The organism is Dyadobacter koreensis (assembly GCF_900108855.1).
Taxonomy (GTDB): domain Bacteria; phylum Bacteroidota; class Bacteroidia; order Cytophagales; family Spirosomataceae; genus Dyadobacter; species Dyadobacter koreensis.
In genome coordinates this window covers 306316-326365 of the sequence record NZ_FNXY01000007.1, presented here as the reverse complement: position 1 = coordinate 326365, position 20050 = coordinate 306316, and the positions used below count along the sequence as shown (strand labels likewise).

The following is a 20050-nucleotide window of genomic DNA, read 5'->3' as shown; positions in this document are numbered from 1 at the left end:
AATAAATTCAGGCACAGTTTGTTCAAAACATCGTCTTTCAGATCAATCTCCATCGTTATCGGTATACGTAATTGTTATGCTCATCGCCGAAGTCATGTCGACTTTCAGCATGCGCACTGATTTTTGCATTTCGGTATAGGTATCTTTCATCGCCTGATTATTCGTCTTTACTTCTTGGTAAAGATTTGGCCTGAGCGCGTCAAGTTTCTTTTTGCTTGCTTCAAATTGTGCGTTTATAATTTCGCTAAGCGTTTTTCCGGTAGCACTGTCCTTCGCACCGAGTCCGTCCAGGTAACTTTTAAGTGATAAACCTTCGTTCCCGGTCTTTACTCCTTTTCCGTTAAAAAAGTCGACGTATGCCTGCTGAGCAGTTTTAGCCAATGTTAATGAAAGGTCTTTTTTGTAAAATGCTTCCACCTTTTCCGGTGCCGGAACGCCGTTAAGCATGGCACCCGAAGGAATACCAAATTTCCCGGAACGAATATATCGCTCATAATGAAGCACGATTGCATTCACCATCAGAGATGTCGAGGAACTTATATCCAGACCAGTTTTTGAAACAAATGTTTCACGAGCGCTTCCGTTCCAGTCTGTTGTAACTCTGTCCAGGAGCGAGGACATTCTCTCAGTCAGCCGTTTTACATGTGCGAGCCGTTTTGCACCGTCTGTTCCTGAATAATATTTTAGTATCGCATCATCATCAGCACCTACGCCGTTTATCAGATAATCAAGCGCTGGAAAACCTTGTCTGTCGTATGAAGCGGGTACCTCAAGATTTGGTGAAGCATCAGCAATATCCGAAGTAATTCCTGTGACGTTGGCAGGATAAATGTTAAAATAGTTACGGATCACGTACGTCTCGCCCGGGCCGAATTCAAAAATTTCCACCTTCTGCCACTCAGTATAAGCATCCGACCAAGCCTGGCGAAATTCTGTAAGCTGCGCAGCTTCGGGCTTTGCTACGAATGCATCCGACTTTGAAACCATAGCATCCAGCCTGGTTTTGAAGTTTGCATACGATGGAATGATAATGTTATCAGCCAGGTTTGTAAGCATGGCTTTTCGGTTGGTTTCCTGAACGTCGGTCGGTTCGGTAGTCTTATCTTCGCTACCCGAACATCCCCAAAGCGAGGCGGTTAGCAGAACAAGAAACAACCGTTTTTTGAATGTAAATGATTTCATGTTATTTAAACAATAATAAGTGGACCGGTGCAGTAACGCACAGATCCACTCAGTAAAAAATGTTTGCTTCGGGAAGGTATTATAGCTTGAATTTTGCCGTGATCGCAGCAGAAGCAGTGTTTATTTTCTCAGGAGTCAAATCCCAGAATCCGTTCGCGGAACCAATAAGTCCTAACAAGATACCATCAGAAAAAGCAGCATCCGCACCGTTGATTGTGCAATAACGCAGGGAATATATGAATCCAAGGCCTTCACCCATTGCGTGAGCGCGGGCAGCATCAGTAGTTCCACTTTTCCATTTTCCTAAATAACCAAGAGCAGCCATTGCGATTGATCTTTCCATCTCTGTTCTGATGAAAGTCGCCTGTGTTTTCAGCATTGCGGCATCGTTATTGACAATTGCTGCACGTCCGGTAACAAACGCAGGATGTATTTTTGCATAATTGGCTTTATTATATTCCCAGATATAAGAGCCAATAAACGATTCAGGGCTCGTTCTTACTGCATCTGTTGCTCCAAGAAGATAAACAGGATTTAAGGTAAGAAGGCCGTATGCTTCATCCCAGTTTTGTTCCAAAGCGGTATATTTTTTGCCAGAAACCAACGATTTATTGTCAGCTTCTAAACCCTTCACAAGCAGTACGTTGCTGATATAATCAAGTTGAAGCGCACCGATCAGACCTTTTTGAATGATCTGAGCATGCTCAATTCCATTTTTATCAAGCAAATAAGTACCTGCCTTTCCGGCCACGCCCTTAGTGGCTTCTGCGGAAACAGACTTACTTGCTTCTGCAAGCGCGGCAAAGCTTGTTTCAAGGTAGGAATTGGTAGCTGCAACTTCGTTTGCTGATTTGGATGTAGCTGTTTTTTCCTTTAACGAAATACCGGCAGCGTTCAATGTAGCACCAACCACCTTTATAGGAGCAGCATCAATGTTGAAAAATGGGTTTGAAGTATTTGCAAACATGTTTTTCATCAATGTAGCATCTGCCGTTTTTGAATCCCTTACCGGCGAGCCAAGATAATAGTTAAGCGCCTGGAACATTTTGTAACGATTGTTTCCAACTGTAAGATCGACGGTTGTATCACCTTTTGCATCCACGAATAATGCTTTGTAAGGAGTAGTTGGGGTAATCTTCGCATAATCAATTTTTGCGCGCAGGTCCGGCTGGACAACAACGGGATTCTCATCATCGTCGTCACTGCATGATGCAAGGCTTACAGCAATCATGGTTGCAAATAGCAAGGATTTGAAGGTAAAGTTTGGTTTCAACATTTTAACATAATTTTTGGTAGGGATGAATGCTTTATACAGTAACAGTTATTTAGACTAATACTAAACGAGCGAACAAACATATCAATTATTTAGAATTAGAACAAATTGTTTCGATTCCAAACATTAAAATTTATTAAGAGGTAATAATTATTTCTTATTCCATTTTAATACAAATGATTGATTTGTTGACATATAAAAAAGAAAAGGTTGTCTAAATAACCCTCCGGATTTCGGAGATTTATTTAGACAACCTTTAATATTAACTGGTTAGATTGCTGTTTGTATCTACTTGCCGCTAGTCGCTTTTTTCTGTTTCTTGGTATAACTTTTCTCAGCAGTTTTAGCTTTTTCGAAATCGAGCACTACGCCATTGATGCAATAGCGAAGTCCCGTTGGTGGTGGGCCGTCGTCAAAAACGTGGCCTAGGTGCGACTTGCAGCGACCGCAGGTTACTTCTGTGCGCTCCATTCCAAGGCTTTTATCCTTATGATATACAATCGAAGTTTTGCTGATTGGTTGGTAAAAGCTTGGCCAACCGCATCCACTATCAAATTTGGTGTCGCTTTGGAATAACGGATTTCCGCAAACTGCGCAGTAATAAGTTCCTATTTCTTTTGAAGTTTCAAACTTACTCGTGAATGGCCGCTCTGTGCCTTTTAGCCGCGCTACATCATATACTTCCGGGGACAGGATCTTTTTCCAGTCTTTTTCAGACTGATTTACTTTTGTTGTATCGGTACGGGAATATACCGGATTTTTCTGCTCGGATTGCTGTTTTTCTGACTGAGCGTAACAGCTTTGAAAGCAGATTCCCAGCAAAATTAAAGATACCAATGCTAATTTATTTTTCATCGAAAATCGGATTAGTGCTTTTAGAATATACGACAACGGTGCGCACAAAGATTTAACAAATTGCTTTTTTATGTTGTTCCATTTTTATTTCAATCTGACTAATAGACAGAACTACACACATGGGTAAACGTAAAAATGCCTGAGATCGTAAGAGATTTCAGGCATTTTATTTTGAAAAATTGAATGTCCGTCAGATAAACGAGGAAAGATCTTTCACACCGAGCATTCTTGAAGTTGTAAACCCTTCTGCAAATTTAACGCCGACGGCATGACCCATTTCCTGTGCACGGGCGATGACGAAATTAAGGAAGTCAGGGGAGGAGATATAACTTTGCGGCTCATTACTGTTTGCATTGTATTCAGGGTTAAAAAACTGGCTTTTAAATGCGCGGATGGCCTCAATTTTCTGATCGTGATAATCGGTTATATCAACAACAAAATCGGGCTTAATATAACGGTCCTGAATGGCGTGAAAGACAAGGCGAGGCCTCCATGCCTCCTGTTTGTTACCTTGCTCATCAAAAGTCTCAATCATTCGTAAACCTGAATAAAAGCAGCTGTCTGCCACAATTCTTCCGCCGCGGCCATGATCGGGATGGCGGTCGTCGATGGCATTTGTGATCACGATATCCGGCTGATATTTTCTGATATAAGGGATGATTGCTTTTTGCTGTTCTTCTACATTTGCGAAAAATCCATCAGCGAGACCAACATTGTCGCGTACTTTAATATTAAGGATTGCAGCTGAATCTGCAGCTTCCTGGATACGTCCTTCCGGCGTTCCGCGGGTCCCGAGTTCGCCGCGGGTAAGATCTACAATCCCAACCTGTTTACCAAGCGCCATTTGGGCCAGCAGTGTACCAGCGCAACAGAGCTCAACATCATCAGGATGGGCAGTTATAGCAAGAATATCAAGTTTCATTTGGATTTTATAATGGGTATATCAAAAACAAAGCCGGAATAAATCCGGCTCATTATTATTTAATTCTAAGTTTTTGTCCTAAACGCAATGTAGACCGTGTGGATATTCTATTCTTTTTTGCAATGGCTGAGATTGATACGCCGTATTTGCCCGCGATGGACGAAAGTGTATCTCCTGATCGCACCTTATGTAGAATCGAACGCGAATATGCTACGGGCGCATCACCGGATTCAAATTCACTTTTAGCAGCACGTCCGCCACGAAGATGACTCCATGCATTACTGGTCAACAAAAAGTGGTCCGATTTAATTTGTGCATTTTCCCAATCGTAAATATTCCGGGGATCAAACGGATTTCCTTCATACCGGTTTTCGTAATGTAAATGCGAGCCAGAACTACGGCCGGTGTTGCCCCCAAGGCCAATCACTTCACCCGCTTTAACAAGCTGTCCGGATTCAACCAATTGCTTGGAAAGGTGGCCATATAACGTTTCTAATCCATTATAATGACGCACAAGAATAAATTTTCCATAACCGCTTCCATCCCAGGCAACAATCCTGACCATACCATCATACGTTGATCTTACCGTGTCGCCGGTTTCGAGATCAAGGTCTGTTCCATTGTGCCAGCGACCCCAGCGGTAACTGAAATTTGAGGTCGTAGGTGTTTTTGGCATTGGTGTGCTCCACATGCGGTTAACGGCGGGATTATATAGGGTAAGGTCAACCGGCTCATCAAAATCCAGAGGGTTCAGACCATACGGGTTAATTGTCCGCGCGTCCCATATCACATAATACTCGGCAGATTTTACCCATTCGTCTCCGACAAGAAGTGAATCTACAACTTCGACAACATCCGTTTCTCCTTCGTCAATCGTTGCGGTATCTTCGCTGACAACCGGATTCAGAGGTTTTACGGGTTCAAACTGGCTTTGGAATTTTAATGTAGAGGTTTCAACCTGAAATTCATCTTCCGGTTGTGGCGTTCCCACTCTTGTCGGGCCTTCGTTGGCATTACTTCCTGCCTGATTGATTTTTGGGTTTTTCTTAAACTTTCCTCGCTCTTGCGCTTGCGTGTTCCAGGGACTCAAACACACGACCATTAGCAAACCTACAATAAGCTTTTCTTTCATAAATATCGATAATATATCGGGCTACCAACTGTGTTTTTCACAAGCTGGTAGCCCGACTTTAAGGTCTAATTTCGTCTGGGTTAGTTCTTAGTTTGTTTCCAGGATATCGTCTGCAATAATTTCAACCTCACGCTCCATCAGGAAACGTTCAGCATCAAGAGCCGCCATACAACCTGTTCCCGCAGCGGTGATTGCCTGACGATAAACATTGTCCTGAGCATCGCCACAAGCGAAAACACCGGAAACATTTGTATGTGCCGAACCTTTTACCGTTTTGATATAACCGGTCTCGTCCATGTCTATATATCCCTTGAAAATATCGGTATTGGGCTTATGACCAATCGCAACAAAAAATCCGGTTACGTCCAGCAAAGTTTCTTCTCCGGTTTTGTTATTTTTTACCAAAACACTTTCAAGACCTTCTTCGCCATTTAACTTAACGGTTTCAGTATTCCAAAGAATTTCAATATTTGGAAGCGTTTCAAGACGCTTCTGCATGATTTTGGAAGCACGCATTTCGTCGCGACGAACGACAAGGTATACTTTGCGGCACAATTTAGCGAGATAGCTGGCTTCTTCGGCAGCCGTATCACCGGCTCCGACCACAACTACATCCTGATTACGGAAAAAGAATCCATCACATACCGCACAGGCAGATACGCCGTGGCCGTTCAGCCTTTCTTCGTCTTCCAGCCCAAGCCATTTAGCAGAAGCACCCGTTGATATAATAACAGCGTCAGCCAAAATTTCTTTCTGACCATCGATGATCACCTTACGGGGATAAGATGTAAAATCGACAGCAGTGGCCATCCCGTAACGGATATCCGCACCGAAACGTTTGGCTTGTTTCTCGAAGTTTATCATCATCTCAGGTCCTGTAATTCCATCAGGATAGCCGGGATAATTATCCACTTCTGTTGTTATCGTTAATTGACCGCCTGGCTGTGCTCCCTGATACAAAACAGGATTAAGTCCGGCTCTTGAAGCATATATAGCAGCTGTATATCCGGCAGGCCCGGACCCAATAATAAGGCAATCTACTTTTTCAGATGTCATGTTAGTTTCTTACTTAATATTATTCAAATTTCTTAAAATCATCATTTTTACTTCACAGACCTATTATTTTTAGGTTCAAGTGACCGTATCTTAGGAGCATTCTATATTTTACGCTCACGTAGGTATAACATATCCTAAACTACAAAAGTGCGAAAATTAACCCCTTTATGCAAATTTCGTTATAAAACCCGCCACTCGATCCGCCGGTTCTTCTGACGGTTTTCTTCGGAGTCGTTTTTCGTCACGGGTTTCGTTTCTCCATATCCTTTTGAAGTTAGACGTACAGCCTCAATCCCGGATTTTTGCAAATAATCCATTACCGACTGCGCCCGTTTTTTCGACAGTTCAAGATTTACCTGATCAGTTCCTACATCGTCCGTGTGGCCTGAAATTTCGATACTGATCTGTTTATTATTTCTGAGAAATTCCACCATGCGGTCGAGTTCAACTTTTGATTTATCATCAAGTGTGAATTCTCCGGAGTTAAAGAAAATGTTATTCAAAACCTCTGCGCGGTCTTTTTCAATAGCTTCCAGGGGGATTTCAAGATTTACGGACGATACCGTATCTGCGACTGAAAAAGTAAGGCTTTTAAAAAGATAACCGGGCTTTGAAACATAAAATGCATACTCACTCCCTTTGTTAAGTACGGCTAAAAAACTACCGGACAGAGCATCCGACGAGAACTCTGCAACCTTCTGCTGCACTTTTAGGTCATACAATTCAATACTGGAAGACAGCGGCTTTTGGGTCTTTTTATCAAAAATTTTCCCCTTCGCATAACGGGTTGGTGTAACCAGATTTTTGAGGGTGTCAGGCAAATCAAAAGTATAAAGCAGGGACCTTCCGGCGGTTTTATCAGAATTGTCGTCGGTATAGTACGCTTTCTTTCCATTTGCAGAAATATAAAGTGCCACCTGGTCTGTTTGCGTATTGATGGGATAGCCAATATTTTTAGGGGCTGACCAGCTCGTGTCTATTTTTTGAGACAGAAAAATGTCAAATCCGCCCATGCCCGGCAAGCCATTGGAAGCAAAAAACAAAGTCCTTCCGTTTGCATGAATGAACGGCGCATTGTCATCATCCGGAGTGTTAATAGCGGGGCCAAGATTTTTTGGCTCCGACCATATGTTTTTATTTTTTAACACGGAGTACCAGATGTCAAGTTTCCCTTGTCCACCACGGCGATCGGAAGCGAAATACAAAGTTCTGCCATCCGCAGATAAAGAAGGTTGAGACTCCCAACTTCTTGAATTGATCGTTTCCCCCAAATTTTGTGGGACACTCCATTCATTCCCCTGTTTTTTTGAGATGTATAAATCACAGCCACCATAGCTGTCGGGACGGTTGCAGGCAGTAAGTACCAAGGTTCTTCCATCGGCTGAAATACTGCAGGTTCCTTCGTTATTGTCTGTGTTGATGGTTTTAGAAATTTCCTCAGGTACGTCCCAGCCACCGGGAATGCGGTGTGTGATATAAATATTTTCGTCCTTATTTTCTGTTAATCCGGTGAAAATTAAGGTTTCATCGTCGGCGGTCATGACTGGAAAAAACTGAGAATTTAAAAAATTAACGGTATCTCCCATCGACTTTTTGTGGACTTTTACAGGATGTTGAGTCGCATTGTTCGCAAATCGGGCAGATGCTGCACTTTTCTGTGCAAGTCTTGATAAGCTTGATTTGGCCGGCGCCATAGAAAGCGCCTTCTCAAAATAGACAAGAGCCGAATCATATTTTTCAGCTCGGAATAGATTGCTTCCCAACCATTGATATGCCGATGAGGACTGCGGATCAGAAGGCCGGAGCGCCACAAATTTTGCGAAGTGTTTTTTGGTAAGTTCCGGTTTTTTCTGAAGTTCAAAAATTTGAGCAAGACGAAGATGAACCTCTGCATTATCCGGATCCGTCTCTTCTACCTTTTCAAATAACAAAAGTGCCTCGCTGATCTGCCTTGCCTGCCATGCTTTTTGGGCTTTATCAAATGTTTCTTTCCCACGGCGGGACAATTGCGCGTCCTGCGCATGAAGGTACGGTACTATAAAACCTGAAAAAAGCAGGATCAGCAGAAAGCGGCGCATTATGGAATATTCATGTATTTATGAGTCTGTAACGACATTTTCCACTTCGGATTGTCCTTAATATAATCTATTATCAACGGCAGCATTTGCTCATGCTTACTCCATTCAGGCTGCAATAGAAGCGTACATTCCTGATTTACGAGTGCTGCATGCTGCTCAGCGAACTCAAAATCACTTTTGTTGTAGATGATTGATTTTAATTCGTTTGCATTTATATATATATCAGAATGCGGCGTCTTAAATTTTTTAGGTGAAAAACAAACCCAATCCCAATGTCCCGTAAAAGGATAGACACCCGAAGTTTCAATATTTGTCTGAAAGCCGGCTTGCTGCAGAGCGTCAGTCAGTGCATCAAGATTATACATAAGTGGTTCTCCACCAGTAATCACAGCAAGGCGGCCAGGGTATCCAAGCGCGCCTTCGACTATCGTATTTATTTCCAGTTTCGGATGTGCATCGGCATCCCAGGATTCCTTCACATCGCACCAGTGGCAACCTACTTCACATCCGCCTAAACGGATGAAATAAGCAGCCTTTCCACTATGCTGGCCTTCTCCCTGCAATGTGTAAAAAGCTTCCATGACCGGAAGTTGACTAGTGACGATGGGTAATGTTTCAGTTAGCAAAATTCAAAAAGTAGATAAGCAATAAATAAATTCAGTACAAAGATAAAGGGTAACAAAGGAATTTGATAAATAATTTAAAATCAGCAAAAGTTTCACTGGTGCCTGATCTTGTTTTTAATTTTTTTGGGGCAGTTAAATCAAATTTCTGGACCTGGTGTTAGGTTGATGCCAGGTAAATCTTTTGCAGAGTTGAATAAATAGAGGAAGGAATACGATCTTTGTATCATGATTAATACTACAATACATCAGCAGGAAGCAATTTGTGCTCTGGCAACACCCTCAGGTGTGGGCGCCATTGCAGTAATAAGGGTCTCAGGACTTCATTCGATTTCGATCGTAAACGATATATTCAAAGGAAAAAATCTAAATCTGGTCGAGAGCCATACTGCGCATTTCGGTACAATTCAATCCGATACTGAATTAATAGACGAAGTTTTGGTGACGGTTTTTAAAACGCCTAAATCCTTTACAAAAGAAGATTCCGTTGAAATTTCGTGCCACGGTTCTGATTATATTATCAAACAGATTCTTAAACTACTTATTAAAAAAGGAGCAAGGATTGCTCGTCCCGGAGAGTTTACTCAACGAGCGTTTTTAAATGGACAATTCGACCTGGTGCAAGCGGAAGCAGTTGCAGATCTGATTGCAGCAGATTCGGAAGCAAGCCACAAGACGGCTCTGAATCAATTGAGAGGGGGTTTTTCAAAAAAACTGGCTTCGTTGCGTACGGAGCTTATCCATTTCGCGTCACTTGTCGAGCTCGAACTGGATTTTGGCGAGGAAGATGTTGAATTTGCAGAACGCGACGATTTAAGACAACTAATTTTTAAACTCCGAAAAACAATTGCTCCACTGATCGAATCATTCGACTTTGGAAATGCATTAAAAGAAGGTGTTCCTGTTGCCATTGTCGGGTCGCCGAATGTGGGAAAATCCACCTTATTGAATGCGCTTTTAAACGAAGAAAAAGCGATCGTAACCAGCGTTGCCGGGACGACACGTGATGTAATCGAAGACACCATAGTACTGGACGGATTAAAATTCCGGTTTATCGACACGGCAGGGATAAGAGAAACGACAGATTTGGTAGAATCGATTGGTATTGCACGGTCGAGAGGTGCTATGGAGAAGGCAGATATTGTGATTTTTCTATCAGACAGCGAAGAAACTTATTTGCAAAATAAGCAGCTGTCAACCGAGGTTTCAGATAAAAAGGATACGCTTTGGGTGTTGAATAAACTCGATATCAATCAGGTCTTATTTGAAAAGCTGCGTCTGGAAAATCCCGGTTTGATTGGAATATCAGCGCAAAATCAGCAAGGTTTAAAACTATTAACTGATATTTTAGTAACACGCGTATACGGGCAATCAGCTACGGATACTGTCGTAACAAATCTTCGTCATTACGAGCACTTGCTAAAAACCCAGGATGCTTTGAATGAAGTAATCAATGGCTTGGATACAGGTATCACAGGAGATTTTCTGGCTCAGGATATCCGCTTATCGCTTCATCATTTGGGTGAAATTACAGGGACGATCATTACGGATGATTTGCTGGATAATATATTTAGTAAGTTTTGTATCGGCAAATAAATGTTATATTTTGACGATTAATTAAAGGAAGGGAAAAGAATCTAAAAGAATTAAATAATTAATTTTCAGTTAGTTATAATTTATTTTAGATTTTTTAATCGGTTTATCTTTTCCGTAACATATTTTTATTTTTCCGATTGTTGTTACTATTTTGTTACTCGTTCGTATCAAGTAACAAAAGTAACAAAATGGGAAAGAAACAAAAAGAATTAATTCATGTCCGGGAAAAGGTCCTTGCCAATGGCAACATTAGCCTTTACCTGGACATTTACTTTAACGGTAAGAGGAAATATGAGTTCCTTAAACTTTACCTGATAGCAAACCCCAAAACCGCAGGTGATAAGGAGAAAAATAGAAGCACCCTTCAACTTGCTCAGGCAATCAAAGCAAAGAAACTTGTTCAGATTCAAAATAACGAATATGGTTTCGCTAGCCCCACGAAGACAAAAACCAATTTCTTAGAATATTTCAGTTCTTTATCTGAACTGCGTAAAGAAGAGAAAGGCAATTACGGAAATTGGGAGAGTGCTTTGAAACATCTCAAAGAATATTGCAAGGATGATACTACGTTTGATGATATCAATACCGAATTTGTTGAAGGATTCAAAAATTACCTAAGGGTAACCAAAACCAAAAGTCATAAATTACTTTCCCAAAACACACAACACAGCTATTACAATAAACTAGCTACTTGTTTGCGCCACGCACATGACAAGGGAATTTTGATAGTAAACCCAACTTCCTCGGTTAAAGCTCCTAAACCAGGCGATCCGGAACGCGACTACCTGTCTTTTGAGGAAGTAAAGGCAATGGCAAAAGCAGAATGCAGATACCCGGTAATGAAGCGAGCTTTCTTATTTAGTTGTCTAACTGGAATTCGATGGTCGGATATCAACAAGATGACTTGGAGCCAGGTGCAAGATTTAAATGGAATTCCGAGAATTGTGTTTAGGCAGAAAAAAACGCAGGGACAGGAATACCTAGATATTAATGAGCAAGCTCTTGTATATCTCGGTGAACGGAGTAAACCAGAGGATAGGGTTTTTGAAGGTCTTAAGTATTCTGCATGGCACAATATGGAACTTCAAAAATGGTGTATCCGAGCGGGAATTACCAAGGAAATTACATTTCACTGTGGCAGACATACTTTTGCGGTTATGATGCTTGATTTGGGAGCCGACCTTTTTACAACTTCTAAATTATTAGGGCACAGGCACATAAAAACGACTCAGATCTATGCGAAGGTACTGGACAAAAAGAAACAAGAGGCGGTTAATAGAATCCCAGATTTGGGAATATAGCTTAATTTAAAGATTATGTTGGTACATACACACAGTCATTGGCAAGGATCGCCTTCAACAGTTGAAATATTGTCAAAGCAAAAGGACTTCCCTGAGCATTTCAAACAAAGCTTTCGTAGTGCTGCGGATTTCATATTAAAATTTCTAGATTATTACGAAGAGCAGCTGGAGAGCGACGTCAAACTAAAGTTGCATTATTCTTTAGAGACTTACCAAATGTCAATCTTACAGCATGAGGTAAATAAATCACTCGACATATTAATTCCTTTAATAAACTCAGATGGATCCGGGCAGATGATAATCGAATATTTGGGTTTACTTGATTCTAAAAATCAGGATGAACGACGTGGAATTATCTTTTATTTGATTTCTCGTTTTGCTTCTGACAACAAGTTAGCAGATGAGCGCTTTGAAACTTTTTCTGCGAGCGATTACAAACCGAGTGCCACTGAACGCTTACAATTTTTTCAGGAAATCCCATACTTAGAACAAATCGTTCATACAGCAGCATACAGTCGTCACCATGTGAAATTAATGATTGACTTTGATTCTCTCACTCAGAAGTTGAGTCAGGTTGTTGTTAAAAAAGAGAGAAGGGTTATTGTAACTAAACCGTCAGATAAAATTGTTACAACTTGTTCTATTTCACAGATTAGAGAGTTGGGGGTAAGGTTAGCAGCTGGTGGTTTACTGGATCAAAAGACTTCAATTGATCAATTCTTATTAGTTTTTTTTGATGAAACCGAACTTAAGAATGCTTCCTTCTTTATCCCAACATACCACGATGATTTCCGAAAACAACTAAAGATTAAATGGCAATCTTACAATAATCTGTTTGCGTATTTATTTATGGTATTATTTGATAATCAACGGATTAGAAGTGTTTACTGGAAAAGTCTCGTAAGTAAAGGTATTTTTCTTGATCAAAATGGCAAATTGTTTAATAACAAGGATTTAGCCAAAATTATCTCTGATCATAAAAGAAATAATATTGTGATTCAGAAGACGGAAATTATTGACAATATCATTAAAGAGGTATTCGAAAAAAAATATTAACGAACCCCACAATTACCAACTTGTAGCTAATATTGGGTTGTATTACTTTCTTTTGACTACTTAATTTGCCCTTGTCGATCTATAATTGATTACAGAATCTATCTATTAACAAAAACAAACAAATGAAAAGAGAAATGGACAGTAATTTCCAAGTGATGGGAGAGTCATTTTGGACAAAAAGAATATTAACTTTCGAGGAAGCATCAGAGTATTCTGGCATTTCCAGATCTTATTTATACAAGTTGACATCTGCTAAAAAAATTCCATTTTATAAACCATCTGGGAAGTTGGTGTTTTTTCTGAGAACGGAATTGGAAAGCTGGCTACTTCAAAATCGTTCAAAACCAGAGAGCGAAATAGAGGCAGAGGCACAAGCTTATCTTACGAAAGGTAAAAAATAATGGGTACGACCCATGTAAGAATCATGTATCGTACCCGAAAGTATCGCAGGGCGAAGGTAGGAAAATATGATTTATCAATCTAGTTTTTATCACTATTTGATTATGCCATGCGCACTATGAAAGCCCGTAGTCAGATACCGTATTTACGTATCGGAACTAGCTATTATAAAATCGTCGACGTGCCATCGTTTCGTGGCATCCAACAGGGTAAACTTATTCCGTGGACATTGGATGCGATTAAACATGATGAAACGAAAGAAACAATTTCTAAAATTCCCAAATATGACGGATTTATAACCTTTCCGGAACATATCAATTACAGGCAGACAATTGGGACATTTTATAATCAATACTTTGAAATCAGTCATCGTCCTAATAATAAAGGAGATTGCAAACTAACACTAGATTTCATTAGGCACATTTTCGGAGATCAATATGAATTGGGACTTGATTATTTGACCCTTCTTTACATAAGAACCACCGAAAAGTTACCCATTCTGCTACTTGTCTCGCGTCAAAGAAACACAGGTAAGACGACTTGGTTAAATTTCTTAAAAGCTATCTTCCAAAACAATATGACGCTAAATGATAACGACAGTTTTAGGAGTCAGTTTAATTCCGACTGGGCGAGCGCCCTAATCGTTGGTGTGGACGAGGTTTTGCTTCAACGTATAGAGGATAGCGAACGTATTAAGGCATTGTCAACCGCAGCCGTTTACAAGTCCGAGGCAAAAAACCAGAATAGGCATGAGGTAGACTTTTTCGTGAAGTTTGTCCTTTGCAGTAATGATGATTTAAGGCCTATAATTATCCTGCCGGAGGAGACACGTTATTGGGTTAGAAATGTTAAGCCGTTTACATCGGAAAATGAATATTTGATGGACCAACTTATCAAGGAAATCCCTGCCTTTCTAAATTTTATAAATAATAGGCAACTGTCTGTGCAAAAAAAGCTTGGCCGGATGTGGTTTGATCCATCCATGTATCGTACAGCGGCCTTGGAAAGGATAATGAATGCAAACAGGAGTAGATTAGAGGTAGAAGTCTTACTTTATATGAAGGAAATTATGGAAACAGCTGGTGTTGAAGAACTACACTTTACTCCAAATGATGTCATAAATATGATGATGAAAAGTGGATTAAAACCTGATAGGGCTGCGGTGATTCGATTGTTAAAAGAGTCGTGGGCATTGACGCCAAAGGGTAATTCATTAAGTTACTTAACCTATGCCTTCAATTCAGACGGTATAATTGGACAAATCAAATTAACCGGTCGTTATTACTCTATTGGTTACGAAGAGCTTCAAAGTAAACTCTGATGAGATTGATGAGAGTTAATTTTATCGTGGTTAAAGAATTGATTAATAGTATATTATGTTTTCATCAAATTTTCATCATCTAGAATTTTATTGATGAACTTGATGAATGATTATCGCTGCCGTATGACTATTTGATGAGAATGATGAGGTTTTGATGAGGTATAAATACCTTATTATCAATACATTAATTGAATTATTCATCAACTCATCGGATTTTTACTTGATTACTGCCGGATTTTTTTCGGAAACATTTTTAGCGGCCTCATTTTTGAGAAATTATAAATAAAGAAAGAATCAAATCAATTTTAGTAACGTACTTTTCTTTCCAGGAAAGACGGAATGATAATGCTTATATGAACATAGACCAGGATTTAGTTACGGAGCTTTTTCATAAAAAAGACCGTAAAAGACGACGGATTCTATTTGATCTCTACAGTGATTATTTTGTGACAGGCCTTTCTTCCGTATTCATAGCTGATATGATCAACAAAGACTTAGGTGCTGCCAATCTTGTCTCCATAGCTGATATCAAGTATTGTCGATTCTATTTTCAGGGAAAATTGAAAAAGAGTTCGGTAAAAATTCGTTCGCCAATGACGACACGCGTTGAGGAAAAAGTAGAATTGCAACAAATTAATCCATCCATTAAATGGTCAGATCCGGATGAGTTAGATACGGGGCGAAATCAGAATTTAAAATCAAAATTTCAGAAATAAGTATGAAAAAAACGTCAGAGAAACGTGTTATAGCGATCGTTGCCCAAGCAAAGGGTGGATCCGGAAAGTCATTTTTCACCTATTGCCAATCATTATCAGTGCCTGAGGAAAATTCGCTTTTTGTTGATGCTGATAGTTCGACACAGACATCTTCGCGGCAGTTGAAGCATTTAGGCCAAGATCGCCTGGAAACAATTTCATTATTAGATAACCGTGATGTGTTAGTCAGAGATACTTTTTTAGGGTATATGGAAAGTCTTGTGGAGAGTAATTTTGAAAAGTTCTATATGGATTTGGGTGCTCCAGAATCGGAACAAATACCAGCTCTAATCCACAGAGATATTCCCTTTCGAGAGTTTTGTGATGAGCTTGGATTTGAGGTGATATTCAATATTATTATAGGTGGAGGCGGGGCTTACAAAGCTTCGGTCGACTATCTGCAGAAAATGGTTCATGTTACAGATGGAAAGTTTAAGATTATCGTACGGGCTAATTTGAAGACTTTCAATCAATTTCCTGACTTGCTGGCTGAGTTGGAGGGTAATTGTAAGCATATGAATTTGACATTTAAAGTCTTTGGGGCTTTCGAATCGGGGACTCTTCTTGGAGGATTGATTGAAGACGGTTGTCGTAAGGGATATTCTTTAACTGACTATTCACCAGGGGCCAGAATTCGTTTGAAAAAAGAACTTAAAGAAAATTTTAAAAATGGATAAAATAGATAAAGAAATACAGACAAAAATCAAAGGCCACTTCTCTGCTAAGTATGGGATTTTGATGGACGACTGGTCTTCGATGGTTTTAAATGAGATCGTTCAAAATTTTCTTGTATTCAATGAGAAGGTTGAAAATGCTACGAAAAAATTGGAAGAAGCGTCAACTATTATTAAAGGTAAGGTGCACCAGATTAATTTTCGTACCCATCAAGAAGCGTTTAAATTTGGTTTAGGTATTTCAGCTCCGGTATCAGCAATGGGAAGTTTAGTAGCGATACTTGTTTTCTGCTACAAAACTAACACTGATGAATATTTGACGGTTAAAAGAATTGCCCAGTCCTATGAAAATGTAAGTTCATATAAGATTCTTATGGAGCATGGTGAGATAGTCAGACGAGAAGGGCAGTATTTCTTGACACTATCTTTGGCGAACAAAGGTGCAGGCGATATGTTGATAGGAAAAGAATATGTTTTCGACGGAAGAACAAAGCGAATTTTGATCCCACTAGGCAGAAATTAAATCCGTTTCGAGTCAACTCAATAATTTTCTAACATTTTCTAACGGAATCAACCGATTTCGTTAGAATTCTAATTTTCAGTTTTTTCTTAAATAGCAAGCTATGTTTTCCCATGGTCAAAATACTGCTGCGCGTATTCTGTCCACGGGAAAACCGCTTGCCCTTTGGGAGTCAATTCGCCCTACGGCTCATTGTAAATAATTATGGAACAAAAGAAATTTCGAAAAAAGGGTGGGAGACCCAGGCTGCCAGAGGAAGAACGGAGACACAATGTGACTCTGATGCTAACACCGTTGGAGGTAGAGCAGCTCAGGAAGGAGCACGAAGGTTATGTAGTTGATTTTGGAGTTTTCCTTCGCGAAAAGTTGCTCGATAGAGAAGCTGTAACCATATCTAAACAGATAGACCCTGAAGTAAGGGCCGAAATGAAAAACTTACTTAAAATGACAGGAAGTATGTTACTAATAGCGAAACGTACGGAATACGATGTACTGGTTAGTAAAGAGTTTTTGGAAATGGCAGCTGAGTTGAGAAAGACAGTTCAAAAAGCACATTACAATGTCAATGAATTGGTTCTGAGTAAAAGCTTGATTCCAAACCTTGTCAGAGATGTCAAAGACTTGAAAAAGGCTGCTTTGAATCTACAAAAGGAGTCAGCCGACATTGAGGGCATTATCCATTTGCTTGGATCTATTTCTGAGATTGAGGTAAGGTTAAAAGAATTTGCTGGGCAGTTTGGGGTTTTGGAGGATTGATATAATGATTTGAACAAATGGGAAATGGAATTTTATCTTTTTTCCCATTTGTTATTTGACTGGGATAATTTTAATTCTCATACGATTAACCATATTGTTAAACATTAGCAAAGAATCGGCCTTCAATTCTACTGAAATAAGTACTCACACGACAAACAATCTGGTGCTATTTTGAACTTGTATATAGCACAAATTTGAATAAATACAGAAATGCACCTGAAAAGCATTTTCTTCATAGTAGCAATAGAACGAGTGACTTTACCTGTATTTTGTATGGAAAAATAATAGACAACTTATGCACATAAGAATTATTTTAAACTGAGAGTGTGCGGAAAATTTACCATCCGGCGGAAGTTATTGTCGTTAACAATGCTTGGATATATTTCTAGGAAAACTTGGTATAATCATGTATATTGACCGCAGACGTATCTGGCGTACAAATTCCTCTCAACAGTAACAAGAATGCAGGATAAGGTAATTACTATTGGAAAAATACTAAATCTGTCAGCTACCGATACTCGACAGAATACAGTATGATTGATAGTATTTTATATTCCTACGGTGAACCTCTTTCGTTATCATCAATCGTCAGTTTAATTCAGGATATATTTAAAATAAATCCAAATCATCATGAATTAACGGAAGCAATTAACTTCCAGCTAAAGGAAAGTCAGTTATTTTCAAGTGATGGGAAAATTTCACTTACTGCTGAAAAGTATTTGGATTTGCAGGCACTCGACATTAAAAGTAAAGAAGAGCAACAAAGTAGATTTGGAAGATTTAAGCAAATTGCAAATCCTGAGTTACAAATAGATTCAAAAATTAATAAGCTTTGGATTGTATTTAATGAATATATCTTAGATACATTTTACCAATATGGTGAATCGGCCGTAAACCATTTTCGATTATATAATATTGACTCAGATATTCGAGAGACTAACTCCTATAAAAATGCCTTAGAAAAATTATCTCAAGATGAAAGAATTTTATTTAAAGAGGTAGTCTTGAAATTTACAAATAGTCTTTCGAGCCAGGATATTGAATACTTGGATTCTCTTGCTAACAAAACTGTGTCATTTCATTCTCTTGGGCTTCCAAACGATTTGCATTTAGAGGTCATAGATAAGGAGATATTTAATTGGGTCATTTTTGTGGATACCAACTTTTTATTTTCGATACTTAATCTTCATAAACATCCAGAAAATCAAGCTGCTCATGAACTTATAAAACTAGTTAACCTCTCTAAACTTAGAATCGATTTTAGATATACGCCCTTTACACTGAAAGAATTGAAGGGGCAGAAATCTGAGTTTTCAAATAACATCCCAAAGGAAAAATTCACTAAATCACAAATTTCGGCGATGCTTAGATCAGGGAAACTGGATTCTTTCTCCGAAGCATATTACAAAAACCTCTTAAATAATTCAGAAGCAACCCTGCATCCAACAGAAGTAATTGACTATTCTGAAAAGACACTTCAAGTCAGCAACATCACAAAATTTAATTCAGATTTTGCTAAAATATCCGAGGAGTATTTGGAGAAGTGTATTGGTGAATATCAGCACTATATCAATATTATAAATGATGCTTATCAACAAAGAAATTCCATAAAATCCATTTACAAATCCGAGAAGCAACTACATCACGATGTGTTTCTTCGGGAAGCAATACTTTATCTGCAAGCTGCTACTAAAACAAATCCCGAAAATTTGTCTCAGAAGAAGTATCTAGGGTTAACTCTTGATAAGCTTCTAATAAAGTATGATAAATACGAATTATCAAAACAATCTCATGATTATGTTCTTCCTAACTTTTATTTGCCATCCTTTCTCTTAAAAAAACTTTATCAGATCCTTCCAATTGAAACACAAGACCATAAAAAGGCATTCGTAACTGCAATAGCAACATTCACTTTCTTTGAAAGCTCTGAAAAATCAAAGGAAGTTCAAAAGTTTGTCGCATATTACAGAAACATGGGACTAGAGGACGAAGACACCTTGCTAAGTTTCATAACTGATGAATTCTTCCTAAATGGCTTTTTTAGAGAAAATATATATCAAGCTGATTTTATAGAATCCGAACTAAACAGACGACTTAAATCTACTCAACAAGAAAACAATCAATTGAAATCTGAAAAGTTTCAAATCGAAAGAAGCGAGCGTGCGGAAGAGGATGAAATTGCCAGATTTCAAGAAGAGATAGACCACCTTAAAAATATAGAGAAAGTATACTCGGCAAGCTTAAAAAAAGTTCAGGTAAAACGTGAGGAGGAACAAAGGACATCAAAAAATGACTTAAACATTTTCGACCAAATTAAACGTGATGATGAGGTTAAGAGGCTCGAAGACGAGGTATTGAGGTTGAAAAAGAACGAGGATAAAATAATCAAATTAAGAAGAGAAGAATTTATCAATAAAAAGATGAGGAAGTGGCGTCGTGATGGATTGCTTTATCTATTTCCATAGGAGTTCTCGGTCTTTTCTGGACCCTTATTTTAAGTAAAAATGAATGGAATTGGATAATGACTTTTAATTACCTCGGGGCACTATAT

Annotated in this window: 18 protein-coding genes; 10 read left to right on the top strand and 8 right to left on the bottom strand. The window is 39.1% G+C overall.

Annotated elements, in window-relative coordinates; all coding sequences use genetic code 11:
* Positions 1-42 precede the first annotated feature (42 nt).
* The 8 genes from BMY70_RS22790 to BMY70_RS22755 form a co-directional block, all read right to left on the bottom strand.
* The gene (locus tag BMY70_RS22790; RefSeq protein ID WP_090338594.1) at positions 43-1182 is read right to left on the bottom strand and encodes an imelysin family protein; all 1140 of its coding nucleotides are present in this window, start codon (positions 1180-1182) and stop codon (positions 43-45) included.
* A 79-nt stretch (positions 1183-1261) separates the two neighbouring features.
* Complete coding sequence (locus tag BMY70_RS22785) at positions 1262-2458, bottom strand: DUF4856 domain-containing protein (protein ID WP_177197118.1); 1197 nt, start codon at positions 2456-2458, stop codon at positions 1262-1264.
* Between the two features lie 285 nt (positions 2459-2743).
* Entirely contained in the window at positions 2744-3310 is a 567-nt protein-coding gene (gene msrB / locus BMY70_RS22780) for a peptide-methionine (R)-S-oxide reductase MsrB (protein WP_090338593.1), read from the bottom strand.
* A gap of 190 nt (positions 3311-3500) precedes the next feature.
* Positions 3501-4232, bottom strand: coding sequence for a bacillithiol biosynthesis deacetylase BshB1 (bshB1, locus tag BMY70_RS22775; RefSeq protein WP_090338592.1), 732 nt, complete (start codon positions 4230-4232; stop codon positions 3501-3503).
* A 55-nt stretch (positions 4233-4287) separates the two neighbouring features.
* Positions 4288-5364, bottom strand: coding sequence for a M23 family metallopeptidase (locus BMY70_RS22770; RefSeq protein ID WP_090338591.1), 1077 nt, complete (start codon positions 5362-5364; stop codon positions 4288-4290).
* Positions 5365-5451: 87 nt separating this feature from the next.
* Entirely contained in the window at positions 5452-6420 is a 969-nt protein-coding gene (gene trxB, locus BMY70_RS22765) for a thioredoxin-disulfide reductase (protein ID WP_090338590.1), read from the bottom strand.
* 179 nt (positions 6421-6599) lie between these two features.
* Positions 6600-8498: an OmpA family protein gene (locus BMY70_RS22760; protein ID WP_090338589.1), complete on the bottom strand. Its 1899-nt coding sequence runs from the start codon at positions 8496-8498 to the stop codon at positions 6600-6602.
* Positions 8498-9079: a 7-carboxy-7-deazaguanine synthase QueE gene (locus BMY70_RS22755; RefSeq protein WP_090338588.1), complete on the bottom strand. Its 582-nt coding sequence runs from the start codon at positions 9077-9079 to the stop codon at positions 8498-8500. Before BMY70_RS22755 ends, BMY70_RS22760 begins: the two co-directional genes overlap by 1 nt.
* Positions 9080-9349: 270 nt before the next feature.
* Here BMY70_RS22755 and mnmE point away from each other — a divergent pair, with 270 nt between their 5' ends.
* From mnmE to BMY70_RS22705, 10 genes are all read left to right on the top strand, one after another.
* Positions 9350-10717 (top strand): tRNA uridine-5-carboxymethylaminomethyl(34) synthesis GTPase MnmE, encoded by a 1368-nt coding sequence (mnmE, locus tag BMY70_RS22750; protein ID WP_090338587.1) that lies wholly within the window; start codon positions 9350-9352, stop codon positions 10715-10717.
* A 188-nt stretch (positions 10718-10905) separates the two neighbouring features.
* Positions 10906-12018 (top strand): site-specific integrase, encoded by a 1113-nt coding sequence (locus tag BMY70_RS22745; protein WP_090338586.1) that lies wholly within the window; start codon positions 10906-10908, stop codon positions 12016-12018.
* Positions 12019-12033: 15 nt separating this feature from the next.
* Positions 12034-13074 carry a hypothetical protein gene (locus BMY70_RS22740; RefSeq protein ID WP_090338585.1) on the top strand — a complete coding sequence of 347 codons (1041 nt, stop codon included), beginning with the start codon at positions 12034-12036 and terminating at the stop codon, positions 13072-13074.
* A gap of 122 nt (positions 13075-13196) precedes the next feature.
* Complete coding sequence (locus tag BMY70_RS22735) at positions 13197-13475, top strand: helix-turn-helix transcriptional regulator (protein WP_090338584.1); 279 nt, start codon at positions 13197-13199, stop codon at positions 13473-13475.
* Positions 13476-13591: 116 nt separating this feature from the next.
* Complete coding sequence (locus BMY70_RS22730) at positions 13592-14794, top strand: primase-helicase family protein (protein ID WP_143072150.1); 1203 nt, start codon at positions 13592-13594, stop codon at positions 14792-14794.
* A gap of 353 nt (positions 14795-15147) precedes the next feature.
* Entirely contained in the window at positions 15148-15510 is a 363-nt protein-coding gene (locus BMY70_RS22725; protein WP_090338582.1) for a hypothetical protein, read from the top strand.
* Positions 15511-15512: 2 nt separating this feature from the next.
* Positions 15513-16226, top strand: a complete 714-nt coding sequence (locus tag BMY70_RS22720; protein WP_090338581.1) for a hypothetical protein — start codon at positions 15513-15515, stop codon at positions 16224-16226.
* On the top strand, positions 16219-16746 hold the full coding sequence (locus tag BMY70_RS22715) for a hypothetical protein (protein WP_090338580.1): 528 nt from the start codon (positions 16219-16221) through the stop codon (positions 16744-16746). Before BMY70_RS22720 ends, BMY70_RS22715 begins: the two co-directional genes overlap by 8 nt.
* A gap of 201 nt (positions 16747-16947) precedes the next feature.
* Complete coding sequence (locus BMY70_RS22710) at positions 16948-17499, top strand: hypothetical protein (protein ID WP_090338579.1); 552 nt, start codon at positions 16948-16950, stop codon at positions 17497-17499.
* A 533-nt stretch (positions 17500-18032) separates the two neighbouring features.
* The gene (locus BMY70_RS22705; protein WP_090338578.1) at positions 18033-19964 is read left to right on the top strand and encodes a hypothetical protein; all 1932 of its coding nucleotides are present in this window, start codon (positions 18033-18035) and stop codon (positions 19962-19964) included.
* Positions 19965-20050: the final 86 nt, after the last annotated feature.